Origin of the sequence: Pseudomonas peradeniyensis, from assembly GCF_014268935.2 — a bacterium.
Taxonomy (GTDB): Bacteria; Pseudomonadota; Gammaproteobacteria; order Pseudomonadales; family Pseudomonadaceae; genus Aquipseudomonas; species Aquipseudomonas peradeniyensis.
The window spans coordinates 631,670-648,835 of sequence record NZ_JABWRJ020000001.1 but is presented as its reverse complement, the minus strand read 5'-3'; the positions used below and the strand labels follow the sequence as shown (position 1 = coordinate 648,835).

Below are 17,166 nucleotides of genomic sequence, written 5' to 3'. Positions count from 1 at the left end.
CTCAGGCCGCTACTACAGGGAACGTGTCAACCAAGGCGCCATAGCACCGGCCAGAATTCCGGCTTTACGTACCCACAGCGATCCAGCCGGGCCACCCGCTCCAGGCGCATGCGCTCACCATCGTAGCGCCACTGCTGGATCAGCCCGCAACCTCGCTCGAGCTGGCTCTTGTCCGCAACATACAGTTGGCCGCTTCGCGCATCGAACGCCGCGTAGCCACTCAGGCGCGGAGCCAGCAACGGCGTTGGCGCCTCGAAGGCCATTTCACTGATCTGGTAGGGCGCGGCACGAGACACCCGATACAGGTAATTGGCGCAGAACTCGCCACTGCACCCCACGTTGAGGATGACCAGGACATTGGCATCGTCCAGCGGGTGAACCTCGTAATAACTGTTGCTCATGCCCGGTACATCGCCTTCGACCTTCGCCTGGCGCTTCACCGCCCTGCCGATCTCATGGGCCTGCTCGTCGTTCATACCCGGCGCAGCGACGAACCGTGGTAACGCCACCGCGACAGGAGCGTCAGGCACCTCGGCAGCCGGGGCGTCACCCACCCGCACCAGCGCATCGACATGCCCTACCCGCCCCTGAACCGCATCGATGGCCAGCAACGCACCACTGATCCCCTGCAACGACGCGACCAGCTCGCCATCCTCGGTCAACGAACTCAGGCGATTGCCGTTGCGTATCTGACGAATCAGCGCCAGCGCCGCATCGCCTTCGAGCTGCAGGTCGAAATCGTACTCACCTTGGATCCGCCGCCATTGGGCCGGCAGTTCCTGCCCATCGAGCAACACCTGGTCGGCAAACGCCGGCCCGACACGCAGCGTCAGCTCGAGCTTGCCCTGCGGTCCCGCCTCGCGCCGGACGATGGTCTTCAGGCCGCTCATCAGCTCGTCGTCGATCGCCAGCAACGCGGTACAGGCGCGGGTGTTGTCACAGCCTACCGCCCAGTCCTTGACCTGCCGGTACAGCGGCACCGCTTCGAGCGCTGTCTGGGCGCTTTCGGCCTGCGCGGCCAGTGGCGCCATGAGCGCCAGCAGCAGTGCCGCACGGTGGTGTTTCATCCATTGCATGGTGTTGCCCCTGACGTCCCTTTCACGTTTTCAGCCTTCGCTGCGCCATAGTACCGGCCAACTGTCCGGGCCCAGCTCGGCACAGCGGTCCATCCGCGCCAACCTGACCAGGCGCATGCGCTGGCCGTCGTAGCGCCAGCTTTCCTCGACCCCGCAACTGCCGGGATAGTCGTCCTTGGCATAGCTGTAGAGCTCGCCCTTTTTGGGGTAGAACTCGATGGCGTCGCGCATCCGGCTGATCAGCACCGGGCTGGACGGCGCCTCGAACTCCAGCGGTCCAAGGGCATAAGGCGCCTCACGCGACACCTTGTACAACGCGTAGAGGCAATGGAAGTCGTTGCAGTTGTAGCTGAGCAGCGCCAGGGCGTGCTGGTCGTCCAGGGCATGCAGCTCAAGCTTGGGGGCCTCATCGAATTCGTTCTTCAACTGGTCTTCGGCGGCCGCCTTGGCCATCACTACCGGGTTGATGCCCGCCAGTTCCTGCTCGCTAAGGGGCGTGGCTGCAACAAAGGCCGGCCCCCGGGGCTTGGCCGGGATGGGCAACTGGGCGTCGGCGACGCTGTCACCGGGTCGCACCAGCGCGCTGTAGTGGCCGACCCGGCCCTGCACCGCATCCATCAGCAGCAAGGCGGCGCTCAGGCCTTGCAGCGAACTCACGCGCTCCCCTGGCCGGGTGTCGTCCACCAGGCGCTGGCCATTGCGCAATTGCCGCAACACGGCGTAGGCATCGGCGCCTTCCAGTTCCAGGGTGGTCTCGACGCCACGGGTCATGCGCCAGGGGGCGACCAGCAGCTGGCCGTCGAGCAGGGGCTCGCCCGACCAGTCGGTGCTGCCCACCAGGGTCAGGTGCAGGTTGCCCCAGGCGCCCGCCTCGCGCTGCACCAGCATGCCCACCCGCATCTTCTCCGGATGATCGGCCAACACCGCGGTGCAGAAGCGCGTGTTGTCGCAGCCCACCACCCAGTCCTTGATCTCCCGGTACACCGGTACCGGCTCTGGCTCCGCCGCGCCGACCAGGCCCGGTAGCAACGCCAGCCCCAGGGCCAGCCAGTTCCTTGTTGTTGCGCGCATCGTGCTGCATTCCTGTCTTAGCCGTGAAAGCCCCACTCCAGAGGCGGCGCAATGATTCCACAGATCAAATGCCAGGTGCGGAAAATCGACAGTGGTGGTTGCGCCATGGGATCTGGCAGTATCGGATGCGTCACTGCCAGAGCCTGCGCCATGTCCGTTACCGTCAGCCCGCTGTTGCTTGCCTTGCGCGAAGGTACCCGCGCCTGCCACGAGGGGCTGGAGGCGCGCCTGCCGTTCTTCAGCGAAGGTTTCGACCGGGCGGCCTATGCGCGTCTACTTGCGGCTTACCATGGCTTCCATGCGCCGCTGGACATCTTGCTGGCCGAGTACCAGGGCACCGAACGCAGCAAGACACCCGCCTTGTCCCGCGACCTGGGCGCCCTGGCCATCGATGTCGAAGCACTGCCCTTGTGCCACACCCTACCCCGTATCGATGATGAAGCGAGTGCGCTCGGCGTGATGTATGTACTGGAAGGCTCCACCCTGGGCGGCCAGGTGCTCAAGCGGGCCATGGCTGAACGCCTGGGTATCGACGCCGACAACGGCGGTGCGTTTCTCGACATCTACGGCCCGCAGACCGGCGTACGCTGGCGCAGCTTCCTCGATCGACTGGCTGGCGCCGATCCGGAGCCTGCCGCCCAGGCCCGGACGGTAAAGGCAGCGGTCGAGACCTTCACCTGCTTCGAACGATGGCTCGAAGAGCGACGCGTGCTGGTCTGCTGATCCCTCACGCTGGAGCCCTCACCTGCGGCACCTGTTCAACAACGATGTCACTGCGGGCGTCATGCTGATCGCCGCCCCGCACAAACCACCGCATAACAGTGCGAAACCCAGCGCCCGCAACGGGTGCAAGGTATTGAAGAACGCCAGCACCAACAACATCAGCAACAGCGCCAAGCCGTAGCGCAGTGACGCCCTTGGAATGGCCACCATCAGCAGGTTGAAGAGCACGAAGGCGTAGAACACCATCATCGTCGCCAAGCCGACGCTGACGCCTCGCGCCATGGGCGGGCCGACATGTTGCTGGTACAGATCGAAGCCCAGACTCAAGAGAAAAGGAAACGCCACACAGGCCAGTGTGTGCAGTAGGAAACGGGAAAGCAACGGCAACATTCGTCCTTGATCCTGGAGCCGGCCGTGGTTTGCGCAGGGCCGTGAGTGAGGAAAACGGATGCTAATGGCCTGAATGGACGCCAGCAAGTCGTAGAGGCCCGGAGCAAGACCGGCTTGTCCCAGCTGAAGTTCGCTGAGCTGCTCGGCGTCTCCGTACGTACGTTGCAAGAGTGGGAACAAGGCCGGCGCACGCCTTCGGGAGCTGCACGTACGCTACTGCATATCGCATCTGTACGGCCGGATGTGTTTCATGAAATCCTGCAGGATCGCCCCACATAGCAAGGGCGCTGGACAGCCTGATAGCGAGCCCCGACATGAACGTCATTGCCTGTGATCTGCACCACCTGGACGCCGCCGCGGACCTCTTCAACCAGTACCGGATGTTCTACCAGGAGGCGGATGACCTGCCCGCTTCCCGCACGTTCCTCAAGGCCAACCTCGAAACCGGCAACTCGCGCATCTACCTACTGCTGGACGCCGACGGCCAGGCTATCGCCTTTGCCCAGCTGTACCCGGCGACCTGCTCGCTGGCGATGAAGCGCTTCTATTGGCTGTATGACCTGTTCGTTGCCCCGCACGCCCGCAGGGGCGGTCATGCCCGTTACCTGATGCAGCAATTGATCGAAATTTTCCAGGCCGAGGGCGCGCAGCGGTTGAGCCTGGACACAGCCCGGACCAACCTTGCCGCCCAGGCGTTGTATGAATCGCTGGGGTATGTGGCCGAGCAGGATTTCGTGACCTATCACAAGATGCTCGATCACTAAGGCTTGCATGCCGCCGTGCACCATCGGATAAGCGGGCTTGGCGCATACGTACAACGTTCTGTACATTCCCAGGCAACTCCCAGGTCGAGCATCCCTGGTCAGGTATCGGTCAAAAATGCCCTACGCAAGCCTCGGCCAGATCCTGCATCAAGCCTTGCACGCCCGTGGTACATGATGTGTTCAGAAAGGAACAACCAATGAACGTACTCACTTTCAGCCAGGCTCGCGCCAGCCTGAAACAAGCGATGGATGATGTCTGTCGCGACCATGAGCCGACGGTCATTACCCGGCAACGTGGTGAGCCGGTAGTCCTGCTGTCTTTGGACGACTACAACGCCATGGCCGAAACCATGTACCTGCTGGGCACTGAAAACAACGCGTCGCGGCTGCGCCAGTCCATCGCTCAGCACAAGGCTGGAAATACCTTCAGCAAGGACATTCCGTTGCATGACGCAGAAGCAGAAACGGCAGAACAAGGCTGAGGCCCGCAACGCCATCAAGGTGTCCTTCACGCCGATCGGCTGGGAGGACTTCGTGTACTGGCAGTCTGCCGACGCCAAGGTCCTCGGCAGGGTGCTGACCCTGATCGACGAATGCTGCCGCTCGCCCTTCAAGGGCACGGGCAAACCCGAGCCCTTGAAGGGCGACCTGACCGGTTACTGGTCGCGGCGGATCAACAAGGAGCATCGCTTCGTCTACTACTACGAAACTGGTGCACTGACTGTGCTGGCCTGCAGGTTTCACTACTAGCAGCCCTGCAACGTCTGTTCAGCCTCGCTCTATCCCATCCAGCACAGCCGACGCCAAGGCCAGCCCTTTCTCCAGGGAGTTCTCCGTCGCCACCAGCAGGCTGCGCAGTGGTTCGCTGGCTTTTTCCAAGGCCATGGCATTGGTTTCGTAGGCCGCCTGCAAGGCCGCTACCGCGCACACCAGCGCATCCTCGCCATCAATACCGGCATGCACCGAGAACATCGGTGGATGGGCGTCGTGGCACGTGCCGAAATGGGCGTGGGCCGTGGTGGGGCGGGAGGTTCGAGGGGTCGTATCGAGGGTCATGGGCGAACCTCCCGGGGCAAGATGCGGGGTGGGTCGGGCACGATTTTCAGCATGGTTCAGCACTCCTGTACCGTCATGTGAAAACTGCCTGAATCCGCTTGCACTCGAATAGGTGGCAGCTATACGCAGGTGTGCAAGACCGAGGGTACAGGAACTCGGCAGGCCCAAGGGCCTCCCACGCATAGCCGCCATTGGAGGGCCAGAACCGCAGACTGCCGGCAAGGCCCAAAAGCGCTTTCGCGTTGTACCTGTACGGGCTTGCACACCCGGTCGTTGAATTGGCAACGACAGGACAAGACTAAGGAGAGCGACTGGCCAGAACAACAGCTGAAAGGCCGTAAAAGCATGCTTGGGAAACGTCCTACGTGAAATAGGGAAAGTCTTAGTAATCCGCTTGAAACAACTGTCCTGGCCTCATCGTGGGGCAAGCCCGCTCCCACGCTTCTCCCGCTATCTGCCCAGCTACTCGCCCTGAAAGTCAGGACAATTTCTTATTTTCCTGTACACCAAACATCTACTAAAGGTTTATATTCCGCCCGCCGAAACAGAAAAGGTAGCAAGTGGCCACCACTCCATCGAAGCGGCCATGTACACCCTTCACTCTCACGGATGGGCGTCACCATGAAAATAAAAAACAAACTGATCCTGGCCTTCGTACTGGTGGCCTTCATCCCGGTGGCCCTGGTCGGCGGGATCTCGGTGCTGAACATCCGCAGCGAGGCGGTCGACCAGTTCCTCGACGGCAGCACCCGGGAAATCCGCCAGATCGACGGCAACATGCGCCAGTTCTTCGATGGCACGTTGCAGAACGTCGATCAAATGGCCAAGGATCCTGTATACACCTCGGTCACCTCGCTCAAGGACTACACCGGCGCCGATGCCGCCCGCCAGCCAATGCCCGCAGCCGCGCAGCAAGTGATCGATGCCTTCGCCCGCTACGGCACCACCCACCCGGCGGCGGCGATCCTCTCCATCGGCCTCGAGGACGGCAGCTACGCCAAATGGCCGGACGACCCGCAGCTGGCCAAGTACGACCCGCGCACCCGCCCGTGGTACAAGGCCGCCATGGCCAGCCCGGACAAGACCGTGCGCACCGCCGCCTACTACTACGACAAGGATGACGTGGCCCTGGTCGGTACCGCCCGGGCGCTGCTCGACGACGCCGGCAAGGCCAAGGGCGTGTTCGTCATCAGCGTGTCGCTGAAGAACCTCACCGAGCTGGTCAAGAGCATCAAGCTGGGCGACAGCGGCTACGTGATGCTGATCGAGGACGGCACCGTGCTGGTCGACCCGCGCAACGCCAGCCACGGTTTCAAGCAGCTCAAGGACCTCGGCGCGCCCTACGCGCAACTGGCCGCCACTTCCCAGGGCTCCACCGACGTGGTGATCGACGGCGTGCGCTACATGGCCAATGTGTGGACCTCACCGGGCCTGGGCTGGCGCTTTGTCGGCCTGATCGAGTACGACGAGGTGATGGCCGCGGCGACGCGCATGACCTATGTCACCGCGTTGATCGTGGTGGTGCTGGCCCTGGTCTTCGCCCTGGTGGCCGCAGCGTTCTCGCGGGTGATCGTCAAGCCGATCGGCCAGGTCAGTATCGGCCTGCAGTCGATCGCCGAGGGTGAAGGCGACCTGCGCCGCGACCTGCAGGTCCAGGGCAAGGACGAAACCGCCGAGTTGGCCGGCTGGTTCAACAAGTTCCTCGCCGCCATCCGCCAGCTGATCCAGCGCATCGGCGCGGCCTCGACCAACCTGCACGAAGCCTCGCGCAGCAACAGCGAGATGGCCGGCAACATGAACGAGGCCGCCGGGCGCCAGCGCGAGGCAGTGGAACTGGTGTCCACCGCATTCAACGAGATGGTCGCCACCGCCAACGAAGTGGCGCGCTCGTGCAGCAGCGCCGCCGACGCCGCCGAGCACGGCCACCGCCGGGTGGCCGAGGGCAAGCAGCAGATCGAGGCGACCACCGACAACGTCAATCGCCTGGGCCGGCGCCTGAGCGAGTCGTCCCAGGCCATGGTCGAGCTGGAGGAAGGCAGCCGCAGCATCAACCAGATCCTCGGCACCATCCGCGCCATCGCCGAGCAGACCAACCTGCTGGCACTGAACGCCGCCATCGAGGCGGCCCGGGCCGGCGACCAGGGCCGTGGTTTTGCCGTGGTGGCCGATGAAGTGCGGGCGCTGGCCAAGCGCACCGCCGACTCCACCGGCGAGATCGACCAGTTGCTCAACACCCTCGGCGGCAAGACCCAGGAGGTCTCGCAGAAGATGGAAAGCTGCCTGGACCTGTCGCGGGCCAGCGTGTCGTCGATCGAAAACGCGCGGGACAGCTTCGAGGGCATCCAGCTCTCGGTGAACGAGATCCGCGACCAGAACCTGCAGATCTCCGCCGCCGCCGAGGAGCAGCATAGCGTGGCCGAGGAGATCAACCGGCATATCCAGCAGATCTATGACGAGGCACGGCTGGTCGAGGGGCTGGCCAGCTCCGCCCAGGCCGACTCCGGCAGGCTGGCGCAGTTGTCGGATGAGTTGAATGGGCTGGTGGGGCGCTTCAAGTCGTGACCTTTGGCTTGAGCCTTTACACGGGCCCTGTAGGAGCGGCCTTGTGTCGCGAAAGGGCCGCAAAGCGGCCCCGGCAATCTCTGCTCCAACGCTGAAATCCTGGGGCTGCGTTGCAGCCCTTTCGCGGCACAAGGCCGCTCCTACAGAACTTGCGCATGGCTCGGCTACAGTGAACTCGACGCCACCCTCGAGAGCACCATGCCCAACCACAGCCCCATCCCTCGCAGCGTCTGGGCCCTGGGCTTCGTCTCGCTGCTGATGGACATCTCCTCGGAGATGATCCACGCCCTGCTCCCCCTGTACATGGTCACCGTGCTCGGCACCTCGGTGCTGGCCGTGGGCCTGATCGAAGGCATCGCCGAGGCGACAGCGGCGATCACCAAGGTGTTCTCCGGCGCCCTCAGCGACCGCCTGGGCAAGCGCAAGCTGTTGACGGTGATCGGCTACGGCCTGGCCGCCGTGACCAAGCCGGTGTTCCCGCTGGCCCCCGGGCTGGAATGGCTGACTGCGGCACGCTTCGTCGACCGTGTCGGCAAGGGCATCCGCGGCGCGCCACGGGATGCGCTGATCGCCGATGTCACCCCCGCCGAACTGCGCGGAGCGGCATTCGGCCTGCGCCAGGCGCTGGATACGGTCGGGGCGTTTCTCGGACCATTGCTGGCGATCCTGTTGATGTGGCTGACCGCCAGCCACTTCCAGACGGTGTTCTGGGTGGCGGTGATTCCGGCGTTCATGGCGCTCTATGTGCTGGTAGCCTTCGTCCGCGAACCCGATAAACCTTCAGCCGTCAGATCGGTGGCTGCGCCTCTGGCACTTCGCGAGCTGGCCCGACTGGGCAACAGTTACTGGCGCCTGCTCATCCTGGCCACGCTGTTCACCCTGGCGCGCTTCAGCGAAGCGTTTCTGCTGCTGCGCGGCCAGGCGCTTGGCCTTGCCCCATTGTGGGCGCCAGCGGTGCTGGTGCTGATGTCGCTGGCGTATTCACTGTCGGCCTATCCTGCCGGGGCACTCTCCGACAAGGTTGGGCGACGGGGTGTGTTGATGCTCGGGCTGGCCCTGCTGGTACTGGCCGACCTGCTGCTGGCCTGGTTACCGGGCCTTTCCGGCCTGGCACTGGGTGTGATCCTGTGGGGGCTGCACATGGGTTTCACCCAAGGCGTGTTCAGCGCCTTGATCGCCGATGGCGCACCCGAGGATCTGCGCGGAACCGCGTTCGGCGTGTTCAACCTGGTGACGGGGGTGGCGTTGCTGGTGGCCAGTGTGCTGGCCGGAGGGCTGTGGGACTGGGTGGGGTATCAGGCGACGTTCATGCTGGGGGGCGCTTTCGCGCTGGTTACGCTGATTGGGCTATGGCTTACCCGGCGATGAGGCATGTAAGAGCAACCTCGCTGCCTGCACTAAAGCTGTCACGGAACAGGCCCGCTCCAAAGGTTTAAGCCAGCTCGCTGAAATCGGACTTCACTTAATTGCCGACAACCCCAGGGATTGGTGAAAAATGCGCTCCAGCGCCGAGTAATCACAAACAACTGCGGCAATGTTCGCTTCGACCCATGCATCGGGCTCAACCTGCCACCAGTCGATCTGAAAACCCGCATTGAGCAGTAGATGCTCGAACAGGATGCGCTGTGCCCGCCCATTGCCCTCTCGGAAGGGATGAATCATGTTCAGATCCCCAAAGCTTTCAGCAACAGCGGCCACCAAGGCGCCACGATCATGCCCCTCGAACCACTGCCTGTCTGCCATCCCGGCGAAGACCTTGTCGGCTTCGGGCTCGATCCGACTTAGATTGCAAAAACGGGTCTGGCCTTTCGAAATATCGAGAACACGCAGCTCGCCCGCCCAATCGTAGACATCCCGAAAGAGCGAACGATGAATCTGCTTCAAGTAGGCAAGATCGTAGGGTGGCAGACTGAATTCGATCTCGCTCGCGGCCAGCTCGGAGAAGTCCCGCTCGGCCCTGCACAGCTCATCGTCATCATGAATACCGAGCCGATTGCGCAAAACCGAGGTGCCGGCATAGCAATAAGCATCCTGCCCGACCCCGTATTTATCCAACGTCAGCTCTGCTTGCGGTATTTACGCAGCAGTTCCTCCCGGGTGGGAAGCTCACGCTCAGCCGCGTCCGGTGACACGGTGAACCCCTCTAGCCGCAGGCTGGCTACATAGTTAGAGCGACGTGTCTTGGCACAGTAAGCCTTCTTGGTTTCCAGGCTGATCCCTTTCACCTTTACACACCTTGATGGGTGAACACATCGCGATTATAGCGGATCGCAAGAAGCACCGTGCTACGTATAGACGCTAGGCAGGCACCTCCGTCGCAGGCTGCTGCTCCAGCAACGACCATCCCCCCTGTCCGTCCACCTCCAGCCGATGAGAATGGAACCCCGCCAGAGTGCTGCGGTGCCCGACACTGACCAGCAGCGTCGCCGGCAGCTCTGCGCGCAGCAGCGAATACAGCGCATGCTCCAGCCCTTCGTCCATCGCCGAGGTGGACTCGTCGAGGAACACCACCTGCGGCCGGTTGAACAGCACCCGGGAAAACGCCAGACGCTGCTGTTCGCCCAGCGACAGGATCCGCGACCAGTCGCGCTGCTCGTCCAGCCGTTCGGCCAGATGGGCGAGGTTGACCTGGCGCAGGGCCTGCTGCATGCGCGCATCGTCCCCGGGCACGCCCTGTGCCGGGTAGGCGATGGCGGTGCGCAGGTCGCCCAGCGGCAAGTACGGACGCTGCGAGAGGAACAGTGCCTGCGTCCCCAGCGGCCGCCTGACCTCACCCTCGGCATAGGGCCACAGGCCCGCCAGGGCACGCAGCAAGGTGGTCTTGCCACTGCCCGATGGCCCTTTGATCAGCAGCGCCTGGCCGCTGTGCAAATTCAGGTCGAGATCGGCGATCAGCGCGTGGCCGTCGGGGCGGCGCACCTGCAAGCCCTGGATCCCCAACGCGTGGTCCTGATCCACGCTAATTACGCGCGGCAACTCACTGGCCTGCTGGTTGGCGTCGAGGAAACCGGTCAGACGGTCGAGGGTGGCGCGGTACTGGGCGAAGGTGTCGTAGGACTCACGGAAGAACGACAGCGAATCCTGCACCTGGCCAAACGCCTGGGCGGTCTGCATCACGTCGCCGAGCTTGATCGCGCCGCTGAAGAAACGCGGCGCCTGGAGGATGAACGGAAACACCACCGCCACCTGGCTGACGCCCAGGTTGAAGCCACTGAACTTGAGGTTCCGGAACACCAGTGCCCAGGCGTTGCCGATCAACGCGAAGAAGCGCCCGAGCAAGGTGCCCCGCTCCACCTGCGCGCCCTGGTAGAAGGCGATGTTCTCGGCGTTCTCACGCAGGCGCATCAAGGCGTAACGGAAGTTGGCGGTGAGTTTCTCGTTGAGGAAGTTGAGGCGGATCAACGGCTGACCGAGGCGGAAGGCAATCCAGGTGGCGATCAGCACATAGACATACACGGCGAACACCATCGCCCGGGGGACTTCGATGCCGGCCACCGCCAGCGGCGCGGAGAGACCCCAGAGAATACCGGTGAAGGCCACCAGCGACACCAGTGCGCTCACCGCCCCCAGCGCCAGCGACACGGAGCCGCTGACGAAGGCGTTCACATCCAGCTCGATACGCTGGTCGGGGTTGTCCACCGGCTCGGCGAGGAACTGTCCACGGTAGTAGGCATCACCGTGCATCCAGTCGGCGGTCAGGCGCTCGGTGAGCCACACCCGCCAGCGGATGTTGAACGCCTGGGTGACGTAAAAGGCGAACAGCGAGCGCAACACATGAATGGTCGCCAGCACCGCGAACACCCCGAGCAGGTACCAGAACGCGGTCTGGTCCAGTGCCTGCAAGGCGCTGTAGAAGCCGTTGTACCAGAACGAGAACAGCACGTTCAGGCGCACCGCGAACAGCGTCAGGACCAGCAGCAGGGCGAAGGCCAGCAAGGGTCGCCAACTGCGGCGCAAACTGAAATAGGGCCCGGCCAGTTGCCAGAACTGCGCGCCCCAGCGGGTATAGCGCACCGCCAGCAAGGCGGTAATGGTGAAGCAGACAAGGGTGACCAACGAGGCGATTGCCAGCCAGCTCAGGCTCTCTTGCAGGGCCTGGTGCCAGTTCATGTCCATGGTGCGCGTCCGTAGAGGCTATTTTTGCGAGCGTAGCACCGGACCTGCATTAACCCTGCAAACATGACGGACATTTCATCTTGAATCTGTTCCGGCCCATCGCGGGGCAAGTCGCATCGGCGCACCGCCGCTCCCACAAAAACGCCAAGCGGGCTTCGTGGGAGCGGCGGTGCGCCGATGCGACTTGCCCCGCGATGGGTCGGAACAGGCTAAATCACCGCCTGGCCCAATGCCTCCCTGACCTTCTGATCCAATCCCTCTCCTGCGTGAGCCTCGGTCCACTCCTGCAACTGCCTACGCATGCCCGGCGTCCAGAAGCTCTGTAGATGCTGCCTGACCCCCTGCACCGCCTTGGCGTGATCCGGCTCGCTGTCGAAGTAATGGGCGATCTGGTTGGCCATCTTCACCAGGTTGTCACTGCTCATCGGCGCACCTCCGCCGCTTCGGCCTGCCGCCGCTCCTTGAGCAACCTGCGCTGCTCGTCACTGAAGCGCTGGTAGCGCTTCTGCCACTCCGACGGCTGAAACACCTTCGCCACTTCAACCGCAGTGACCTTGTATTCCGGGCAGTTGGTAGCCCAGTCGGAGTTGTCGGTGGTGATCACGTTGGCGCCGGACTCTGGGAAGTGGAAAGTGGTGTACACCACCCCCGGCGCCACCCGGCCGCTGACCCTGGCGCGCAGCACGCTCTGCCCGGAGCGGCTGCCGATGCCCACCCAGTCACCGTCGCTGATACCCCGACTCTCGGCATCGCTGGGATGGATCTCCAGGCGGTCCTCGTCGTGCCAGGCGACATTGTCGGTGCGCCGGGTCTGCGCGCCGACGTTGTACTGGCTGAGGATGCGCCCGGTGGTCAGCAGCAGTGGGTAGCGGCTGTTGACCTTCTCGTCGGTGGGCACGTATCCGGTGAGCATGAAGCGCCCCTTGCCGCGCACGAACTGGTCGATGTGCATGGTCGGCGTGCCGTCGGGCGCGGCGTCGTTGCACGGCCATTGCAGGCTGCCGTGACGGTCGAGCTCGGCATAGCTGACCCGGCGGAAGGTCGGGGTCAGGCGGGAGATCTCGTCCATGATCTCGGAGGGATGGCGGTATTGCATGGGGTAACCCAAGGCACCGGCCAGGGCCACGGTGGCCTCCCAGTCGGCCTTGCCGGCCAGCGGCTCCATCACCTTGCGCACCCGCGAGATGCGCCGCTCGGCGTTGGTGAAAGTGCCGTCCTTCTCCAGGAACGAACTGCCCGGCAGGAACACATGGGCGAACTTGGCGGTCTCGTTGAGGAAGATGTCCTGCACCACCACGCACTCCATCGCCAGCAGCGCGGCGGTGACGTGCTGGGTGTTGGGGTCGCTCTGGGCGATATCCTCGCCCTGGCAGTACAGCGCCTTGAAGCTGCCGTCCAGCGCGGCCTCGAACATGTTGGGGATACGCAGGCCCGGATCGGGCTGCAAGGTCACGCCCCAGGCCTGCTCGAACTCGGCGCGCACGCTTTCGTTGGAGATATGCCGGTAGCCGGGCAACTCGTGGGGGAACGAACCCATGTCGCATGAACCCTGCACGTTGTTCTGCCCGCGCAGCGGGTTGACCCCCACCCCTTCGCGGCCAATGTTGCCGGTGGCCATGGCCAGGTTGGCGATGCCCATCACCGCGGTGCTGCCCTGACTGTGTTCGGTCACACCCAGGCCGTAGTAGATCGCCGCGTTGCCGCCGGTGGCATACAGTCGTGCGGCGGCGCGGATCTGCTCGGCGGGCACGCCGCAGACCAGGCCCAGGACTTCCGGGGCGTTATCCGCCAGGCTGACGAAATCACGCCAGCGGGCAAAGTCTTCCGGCTCGCAGCGGGCATCGACGAAGCGCTGGGCCAGCAGGCCCTCGGTGACGATGACATGGGCCAGGGCGTTGAGCATGGCCACGTTGGTGCCCGGGCGCAGTTGCAGGTGCAGCTCGGCGCGGGCGTGGGGCGAATCGACCAGGTCGATGCGCCGCGGGTCGATGACGATCAGCCGGGCACCCTGGCGCAGCCGGCGCTTGAGCTGCGAACCGAACACCGGATGGGCGTCGGTGGGGTTGGCGCCGATCACCAGCACCACGTCGGCCTGCATCACCGAGTCGAAGCTCTGGGTACCGGCGGACTCGCCCAGGGTCTGCTTCAGGCCATAGCCGGTCGGCGAATGGCAGACTCGCGCACAGGTGTCGACGTTGTTGTTGCCGAAGGCCGTGCGCACCAGCTTCTGCACCAGATACGCCTCTTCGTTGGTGCAGCGGCTAGAGGTGATGCCACCAATGGAATCGCGCCCGTACTTGAGCTGGATCCGCCGGAACTCGCTGGCGGCATAGGTGACCGCCTCGTCCCAGCTGACTTCCTGCCACGGGTCTTCCAGGCGCTTGCGGATCATCGGTTTGGTGATGCGGTCCGGATGCGTCGCGTAGCCCCAGGCGAAACGCCCCTTGACGCAGGCATGGCCATGGTTGGCGCCGCCGTTCTTGTCCGGGACCATGCGCACCAGCTGCTCGCCCTTCATCTCGGCGCGGAACGAGCAACCCACGCCGCAGTAGGCGCAGGTGGTGATCACCGCCCGTTCGGGCTGGCCCAGCTGAACCAGGCTTTTCTCGCTCAGGGTAGCGGTCGGGCAGGCCTGCACGCAGGCGCCGCAGGACACGCATTCGGAGCTGAGGAAATCGTCGCCGCCGGCCGCCGCTACCCGCGAATCAAAGCCACGCCCGGTGATGGTCAGGGCGAAGGTGCCCTGGATCTCCTCGCAGGCACGCACGCAGCGGCTGCAGACAATGCACTTGCTCGGCTCGTAGTCAAAGTATGGGTTGGACACGTCCTTCTGTTCGGCCAGGTGATTGGCGCCGTCATAGCCGTAGCGCACCTCGCGCAGGCCGACCTGGCCGGCGACGGTCTGCAGCTCGCAGTTGCCGTTGGCCGAGCAGGTCAGGCAGTCCAGCGGATGGTCGGAGATGTACAGCTCCATCACATTGCGCCGCAGGTCGGCCAGACGCGGCGTCTGGGTGCGCACCACCATGCCCTCGCTGACCGGCGTGGTGCACGAGGCCGGGTAGCCGCGCATGCCGTCGATCTCGACCATGCACAGGCGGCACGAGCCGAAGGCTTCGAGGCTGTCGGTGGCGCACAGTTTGGGAATGCTGGTGCCGAGCATGGCGGCGGCGCGCATCACCGAGGTGCCGCCGGGCACGCTGATCGAACGGCCATCGATGACCAGGCTGACCTGCACCTCGCTGACCCGTTCCGGGGTGCCCAGGTCGATGTCGTTGCGGGGATCGAAGTAGTTGATCATTGCGCGGCCTCCAGGCCGAAATCGGCGGGGAAGTGCTTGAGGGCGCTGACCACGGGGTACGGGGTCATCCCGCCCATGGCGCACAGCGAGCCGTACTGCATCGTGTCGCACAGGTCGCGCAGCAGGCCGGCCTGGCTGGCGCGGTAGGCCGGGTCGGTGCTGGCGATCAAGCGGTCGACCACCTCCACGCCACGGGTCGAGCCGATCCGGCAGGGCGTGCACTTGCCGCAGGATTCCTCGGCGCAGAACTGCAAGGCGAAGCGGGCCATGCCCGCCATGTTCAGGGTGTCGTCGGCCAGCACCACGCCACCGTGGCCGAGCATCGCGCCCAGCGCGGCGAAGGCCTCGTAGTCCAGCGGAGTGTCGAACTGCGCGGGCGGCACCCAGGCGCCCAGCGGGCCGCCGACCTGCGCCGCCTTGATCGGCCGGCCACTGGCGGTGCCGCCACCGTAGCCTTCCACCAGCTCGCGCAGGGTCAGGCCGAAGGCCCGTTCCACCAAGCCGCCATGGCGGACATTGCCGGCCAGCTGGAACGGCAAGGTACCCGTGGAGCGGCCCATGCCGAAATCGCGGTAGAACGCCGCGCCCCTGGCCAGGATGATCGGCACCGAGGCCAGGGTGAGCACGTTGTGCACCAGCGTCGGCTGGCCGAACAGGCCTTCGAGCGCCGGCAGCGGCGGCTTGGCCCGGACGATGCCGCGCTTGCCCTCGAGGGATTCGAGCAACGCGGTTTCCTCGCCGCAGATGTACGCGCCCGCCCCCACCCGCACCTGCAGGTCGAAGGCCACGCCGTTGCCGGCGACATCCAGGTACCCGGCCTCGCGGGCCAGCAGGATGGCCTCGTTCAGCGCACGCACGGCATCCGGGTATTCCGAGCGCACATAGATGTAGCCCTTGCTCGCCCCCACGGCGAGGCCGGCGATGATCATGCCCTCGATCAGCAGGAACGGGTCGCCCTCCATCAGCATGCGGTCGGCGAAGGTGCCGGAGTCGCCTTCGTCGGCGTTGCACACCACGTACTTCTGCCCGGCCGGCGCCTGGCGCACGGTGCGCCACTTGATGCCGGCCGGAAACGCCGCGCCGCCCCTGCCCCGCAGCCCGGAGTCGAGCACCGCGGCGACCACTTCGTCGCCGTCCAGCAGCGTGGCCTGGCGCAGGCCTTCGAAGCCGCCGTTGGCATGATAATCGTCCAGCGACAGCGGCCGGGTGATGCCGGCACGGGCGAACAACAGGCGTTGCTGCGTCTTCAGGTAGGGAATCGCTTCGACCGGCCCCAGCGCCAGGGCATGGCTACCGGGGTCGCCCGCCAGGGCGTCGAGCAGCCCGGGCACATCCTCAGGGGTGACCGGCCCGAAGCCTACGCGGCCTTGTGCAGTGTCCAGCTCCACCAGCGGCTCCAACCAGTACAGGCCACGGGAGCTGGTGCGCTTGATATGCAGCGGCAGGCGCCGCTGCGCGGCTTCGCGGGTCAACGCTTCGGCCACCTGGTCGGCACCGACGGCGCAGGCCAGCGAATCGCAGGGGATGCACAGGGTCAGCATGCCTTCACCTCCTCGCGGCAAGCGTCCACCAGCGCTCGCAGGTATTCGGGGGTGACGCGGGCGTATAGCCGGCCATCGAGTTCCAGGGCCGGCGAGCAGGCGCAGGCGCCCAGGCAATACACCGGGCGCAGGTCGAGCGCGCCATCCTCGGTGCGGCCGTGATCCTCCAGCCCGAGCTGCTCGCGCAACTGCGCGGCCAGCGCCTCGGCGCCACGGCTCTGGCAGGACTCGGCGCGGCACAGGCGCAGGGTATGGCGGGCCGCTGGCGTGGTACGAAAATCGTGGTAGAAGCTGATCACCCCGCGCACCTCGGCCTGGCTGAGGTTGAGGGCATGGGCGATCTCGGCGACGGCGCTGTCGGGAATGTAACCGGCGCCGGCCTGGATGGCGTGGAGGATCGGCAACAGGGCGCCGGGGGTGTCCCGCTCACGGGCCAGGACGCGTTGGATCAGGGGCAGGTGGTTCAAGTCATCAGGCATACAGCAGACCTCGGCATCCCGGGGCGGCCCGTTGGCGGGCGGCGGTCCGGCGGTGTTCAGCTGCGGTGCGCGGGCCAGGTCACGGTGGCG

General features: G+C 64.9%; 17 protein-coding genes and 1 pseudogene. 7 read left to right on the top strand and 11 right to left on the bottom strand.

The genetic code is table 11. The features are described 5' to 3' along the window. Nucleotides 1-26: 26 nt before the first annotated feature. Together HU751_RS02935 and HU751_RS02930 are read right to left on the bottom strand one after the other, a co-directional pair. The gene (locus HU751_RS02935; protein WP_186733415.1) at nt 27-1,076 is read right to left on the bottom strand and encodes a DUF1176 domain-containing protein; all 1,050 of its coding nucleotides are present in this window, start codon (nt 1,074-1,076) and stop codon (nt 27-29) included. A 30-nt stretch (nt 1,077-1,106) separates the two neighbouring features. After that, nucleotides 1,107-2,147: a DUF1176 domain-containing protein gene (locus HU751_RS02930; protein WP_186733416.1), complete on the bottom strand. Its 1,041-nt coding sequence runs from the start codon at nt 2,145-2,147 to the stop codon at nt 1,107-1,109. A 150-nt stretch (nt 2,148-2,297) separates the two neighbouring features. Between HU751_RS02930 and HU751_RS02925 the strand changes: the two genes are divergently transcribed. Then, nucleotides 2,298-2,870, top strand: coding sequence for a biliverdin-producing heme oxygenase (locus tag HU751_RS02925; RefSeq protein WP_186733417.1), 573 nt, complete (start codon nt 2,298-2,300; stop codon nt 2,868-2,870). Between the two features lie 18 nt (nt 2,871-2,888). On the opposite strand, the gene HU751_RS02920 is transcribed toward HU751_RS02925, so the two are convergent. Further along, nucleotides 2,889-3,260, bottom strand: coding sequence for a hypothetical protein (locus HU751_RS02920; protein ID WP_186733418.1), 372 nt, complete (start codon nt 3,258-3,260; stop codon nt 2,889-2,891). An 84-nt stretch (nt 3,261-3,344) separates the two neighbouring features. On the opposite strand from HU751_RS02920, the pseudogene HU751_RS02915 reads away from it, so the two are divergent. From HU751_RS02915 to HU751_RS02900, 4 genes and pseudogenes are all read left to right on the top strand, one after another. Beyond that, nucleotides 3,345-3,539 (top strand): annotated as a pseudogene (locus tag HU751_RS02915) (helix-turn-helix domain-containing protein); the annotation flags it as partial. Nucleotides 3,540-3,574: 35 nt separating this feature from the next. Further along, nucleotides 3,575-4,024, top strand: a complete 450-nt coding sequence (locus HU751_RS02910) for a GNAT family N-acetyltransferase (protein WP_186733420.1) — start codon at nt 3,575-3,577, stop codon at nt 4,022-4,024. Between the two features lie 197 nt (nt 4,025-4,221). Beyond that, nucleotides 4,222-4,506 (top strand): type II toxin-antitoxin system Phd/YefM family antitoxin, encoded by a 285-nt coding sequence (locus tag HU751_RS02905; protein WP_062574577.1) that lies wholly within the window; start codon nt 4,222-4,224, stop codon nt 4,504-4,506. After that, the gene (locus tag HU751_RS02900; protein WP_186733421.1) at nt 4,472-4,774 is read left to right on the top strand and encodes a Txe/YoeB family addiction module toxin; all 303 of its coding nucleotides are present in this window, start codon (nt 4,472-4,474) and stop codon (nt 4,772-4,774) included. The genes HU751_RS02905 and HU751_RS02900 overlap by 35 nt, the downstream gene beginning before the upstream one ends. Before the next feature lie 18 nt (nt 4,775-4,792). On the opposite strand, the gene HU751_RS02895 is transcribed toward HU751_RS02900, so the two are convergent. Next, nucleotides 4,793-5,080, bottom strand: a complete 288-nt coding sequence (locus HU751_RS02895) for a hypothetical protein (protein WP_036986696.1) — start codon at nt 5,078-5,080, stop codon at nt 4,793-4,795. A 621-nt stretch (nt 5,081-5,701) separates the two neighbouring features. Here HU751_RS02895 and HU751_RS02890 point away from each other — a divergent pair. Continuing rightward, nucleotides 5,702-7,642 carry a methyl-accepting chemotaxis protein gene (locus HU751_RS02890; RefSeq protein ID WP_186733422.1) on the top strand — a complete coding sequence of 647 codons (1,941 nt, stop codon included), beginning with the start codon at nt 5,702-5,704 and terminating at the stop codon, nt 7,640-7,642. A gap of 198 nt (nt 7,643-7,840) precedes the next feature. Next, entirely contained in the window at nt 7,841-9,010 is a 1,170-nt protein-coding gene (locus tag HU751_RS02885) for an MFS transporter (protein ID WP_186733423.1), read from the top strand. 90 nt (nt 9,011-9,100) lie between these two features. On the opposite strand, the gene HU751_RS02880 is transcribed toward HU751_RS02885, so the two are convergent. The 7 genes from HU751_RS02880 to HU751_RS02850 all read right to left on the bottom strand — a co-directional run bounded on the left by HU751_RS02880 (nt 9,101) and on the right by HU751_RS02850 (nt 17,076). Then, nucleotides 9,101-9,697 (bottom strand): putative adenosine monophosphate-protein transferase Fic, encoded by a 597-nt coding sequence (locus HU751_RS02880; protein WP_186733424.1) that lies wholly within the window; start codon nt 9,695-9,697, stop codon nt 9,101-9,103. 2 nt (nt 9,698-9,699) lie between these two features. Beyond that, a complete protein-coding gene (locus HU751_RS02875) occupies nt 9,700-9,867 on the bottom strand; it encodes a YhfG family protein (protein WP_156329610.1) in 168 nt (55 codons plus the stop codon). 73 nt (nt 9,868-9,940) lie between these two features. Next, nucleotides 9,941-11,758: an ABC transporter ATP-binding protein/permease gene (locus HU751_RS02870; RefSeq protein WP_186733425.1), complete on the bottom strand. Its 1,818-nt coding sequence runs from the start codon at nt 11,756-11,758 to the stop codon at nt 9,941-9,943. 209 nt (nt 11,759-11,967) lie between these two features. Next, nucleotides 11,968-12,183: a formate dehydrogenase subunit delta gene (locus HU751_RS02865; protein ID WP_186713608.1), complete on the bottom strand. Its 216-nt coding sequence runs from the start codon at nt 12,181-12,183 to the stop codon at nt 11,968-11,970. Further along, nucleotides 12,180-15,056: a formate dehydrogenase subunit alpha gene (gene fdhF / locus HU751_RS02860; RefSeq protein WP_186733426.1), complete on the bottom strand. Its 2,877-nt coding sequence runs from the start codon at nt 15,054-15,056 to the stop codon at nt 12,180-12,182. The genes HU751_RS02865 and fdhF overlap by 4 nt, the downstream gene beginning before the upstream one ends. Further along, nucleotides 15,053-16,597, bottom strand: coding sequence for a formate dehydrogenase beta subunit (locus HU751_RS02855; protein WP_186733427.1), 1,545 nt, complete (start codon nt 16,595-16,597; stop codon nt 15,053-15,055). Before HU751_RS02855 ends, fdhF begins: the two co-directional genes overlap by 4 nt. Beyond that, complete coding sequence (locus tag HU751_RS02850) at nt 16,591-17,076, bottom strand: formate dehydrogenase subunit gamma (RefSeq protein WP_186733428.1); 486 nt, start codon at nt 17,074-17,076, stop codon at nt 16,591-16,593. Before HU751_RS02850 ends, HU751_RS02855 begins: the two co-directional genes overlap by 7 nt. Nucleotides 17,077-17,166: the final 90 nt, after the last annotated feature.

Excerpts from the sequence above, each read along its gene's own strand:
- HU751_RS02935 (WP_186733415.1), bottom strand. The coding sequence starts at position 1,076 with ATGCAATGGATGAAACACCACCGTGCGGCACTGCTGCTGGCGCTCATG.
- HU751_RS02930 (WP_186733416.1), bottom strand. The coding sequence starts at position 2,147 with ATGCGCGCAACAACAAGGAACTGGCTGGCCCTGGGGCTGGCGTTGCTA.
- HU751_RS02925 (WP_186733417.1), top strand. The coding sequence starts at position 2,298 with ATGTCCGTTACCGTCAGCCCGCTGTTGCTTGCCTTGCGCGAAGGTACC.
- HU751_RS02920 (WP_186733418.1), bottom strand. The coding sequence starts at position 3,260 with ATGTTGCCGTTGCTTTCCCGTTTCCTACTGCACACACTGGCCTGTGTG.
- HU751_RS02910 (WP_186733420.1), top strand. The coding sequence starts at position 3,575 with ATGAACGTCATTGCCTGTGATCTGCACCACCTGGACGCCGCCGCGGAC.
- HU751_RS02905 (WP_062574577.1), top strand. The coding sequence starts at position 4,222 with ATGAACGTACTCACTTTCAGCCAGGCTCGCGCCAGCCTGAAACAAGCG.
- HU751_RS02900 (WP_186733421.1), top strand. The coding sequence starts at position 4,472 with ATGACGCAGAAGCAGAAACGGCAGAACAAGGCTGAGGCCCGCAACGCC.
- HU751_RS02895 (WP_036986696.1), bottom strand. The coding sequence starts at position 5,080 with ATGACCCTCGATACGACCCCTCGAACCTCCCGCCCCACCACGGCCCAC.
- HU751_RS02890 (WP_186733422.1), top strand. The coding sequence starts at position 5,702 with ATGAAAATAAAAAACAAACTGATCCTGGCCTTCGTACTGGTGGCCTTC.
- HU751_RS02885 (WP_186733423.1), top strand. The coding sequence starts at position 7,841 with ATGCCCAACCACAGCCCCATCCCTCGCAGCGTCTGGGCCCTGGGCTTC.
- HU751_RS02870 (WP_186733425.1), bottom strand. The coding sequence starts at position 11,758 with ATGGACATGAACTGGCACCAGGCCCTGCAAGAGAGCCTGAGCTGGCTG.
- HU751_RS02865 (WP_186713608.1), bottom strand. The coding sequence starts at position 12,183 with ATGAGCAGTGACAACCTGGTGAAGATGGCCAACCAGATCGCCCATTAC.
- fdhF (WP_186733426.1), bottom strand. The coding sequence starts at position 15,056 with ATGATCAACTACTTCGATCCCCGCAACGACATCGACCTGGGCACCCCG.
- HU751_RS02855 (WP_186733427.1), bottom strand. The coding sequence starts at position 16,597 with ATGCTGACCCTGTGCATCCCCTGCGATTCGCTGGCCTGCGCCGTCGGT.
- HU751_RS02850 (WP_186733428.1), bottom strand. The coding sequence starts at position 17,076 with ATGCCTGATGACTTGAACCACCTGCCCCTGATCCAACGCGTCCTGGCC.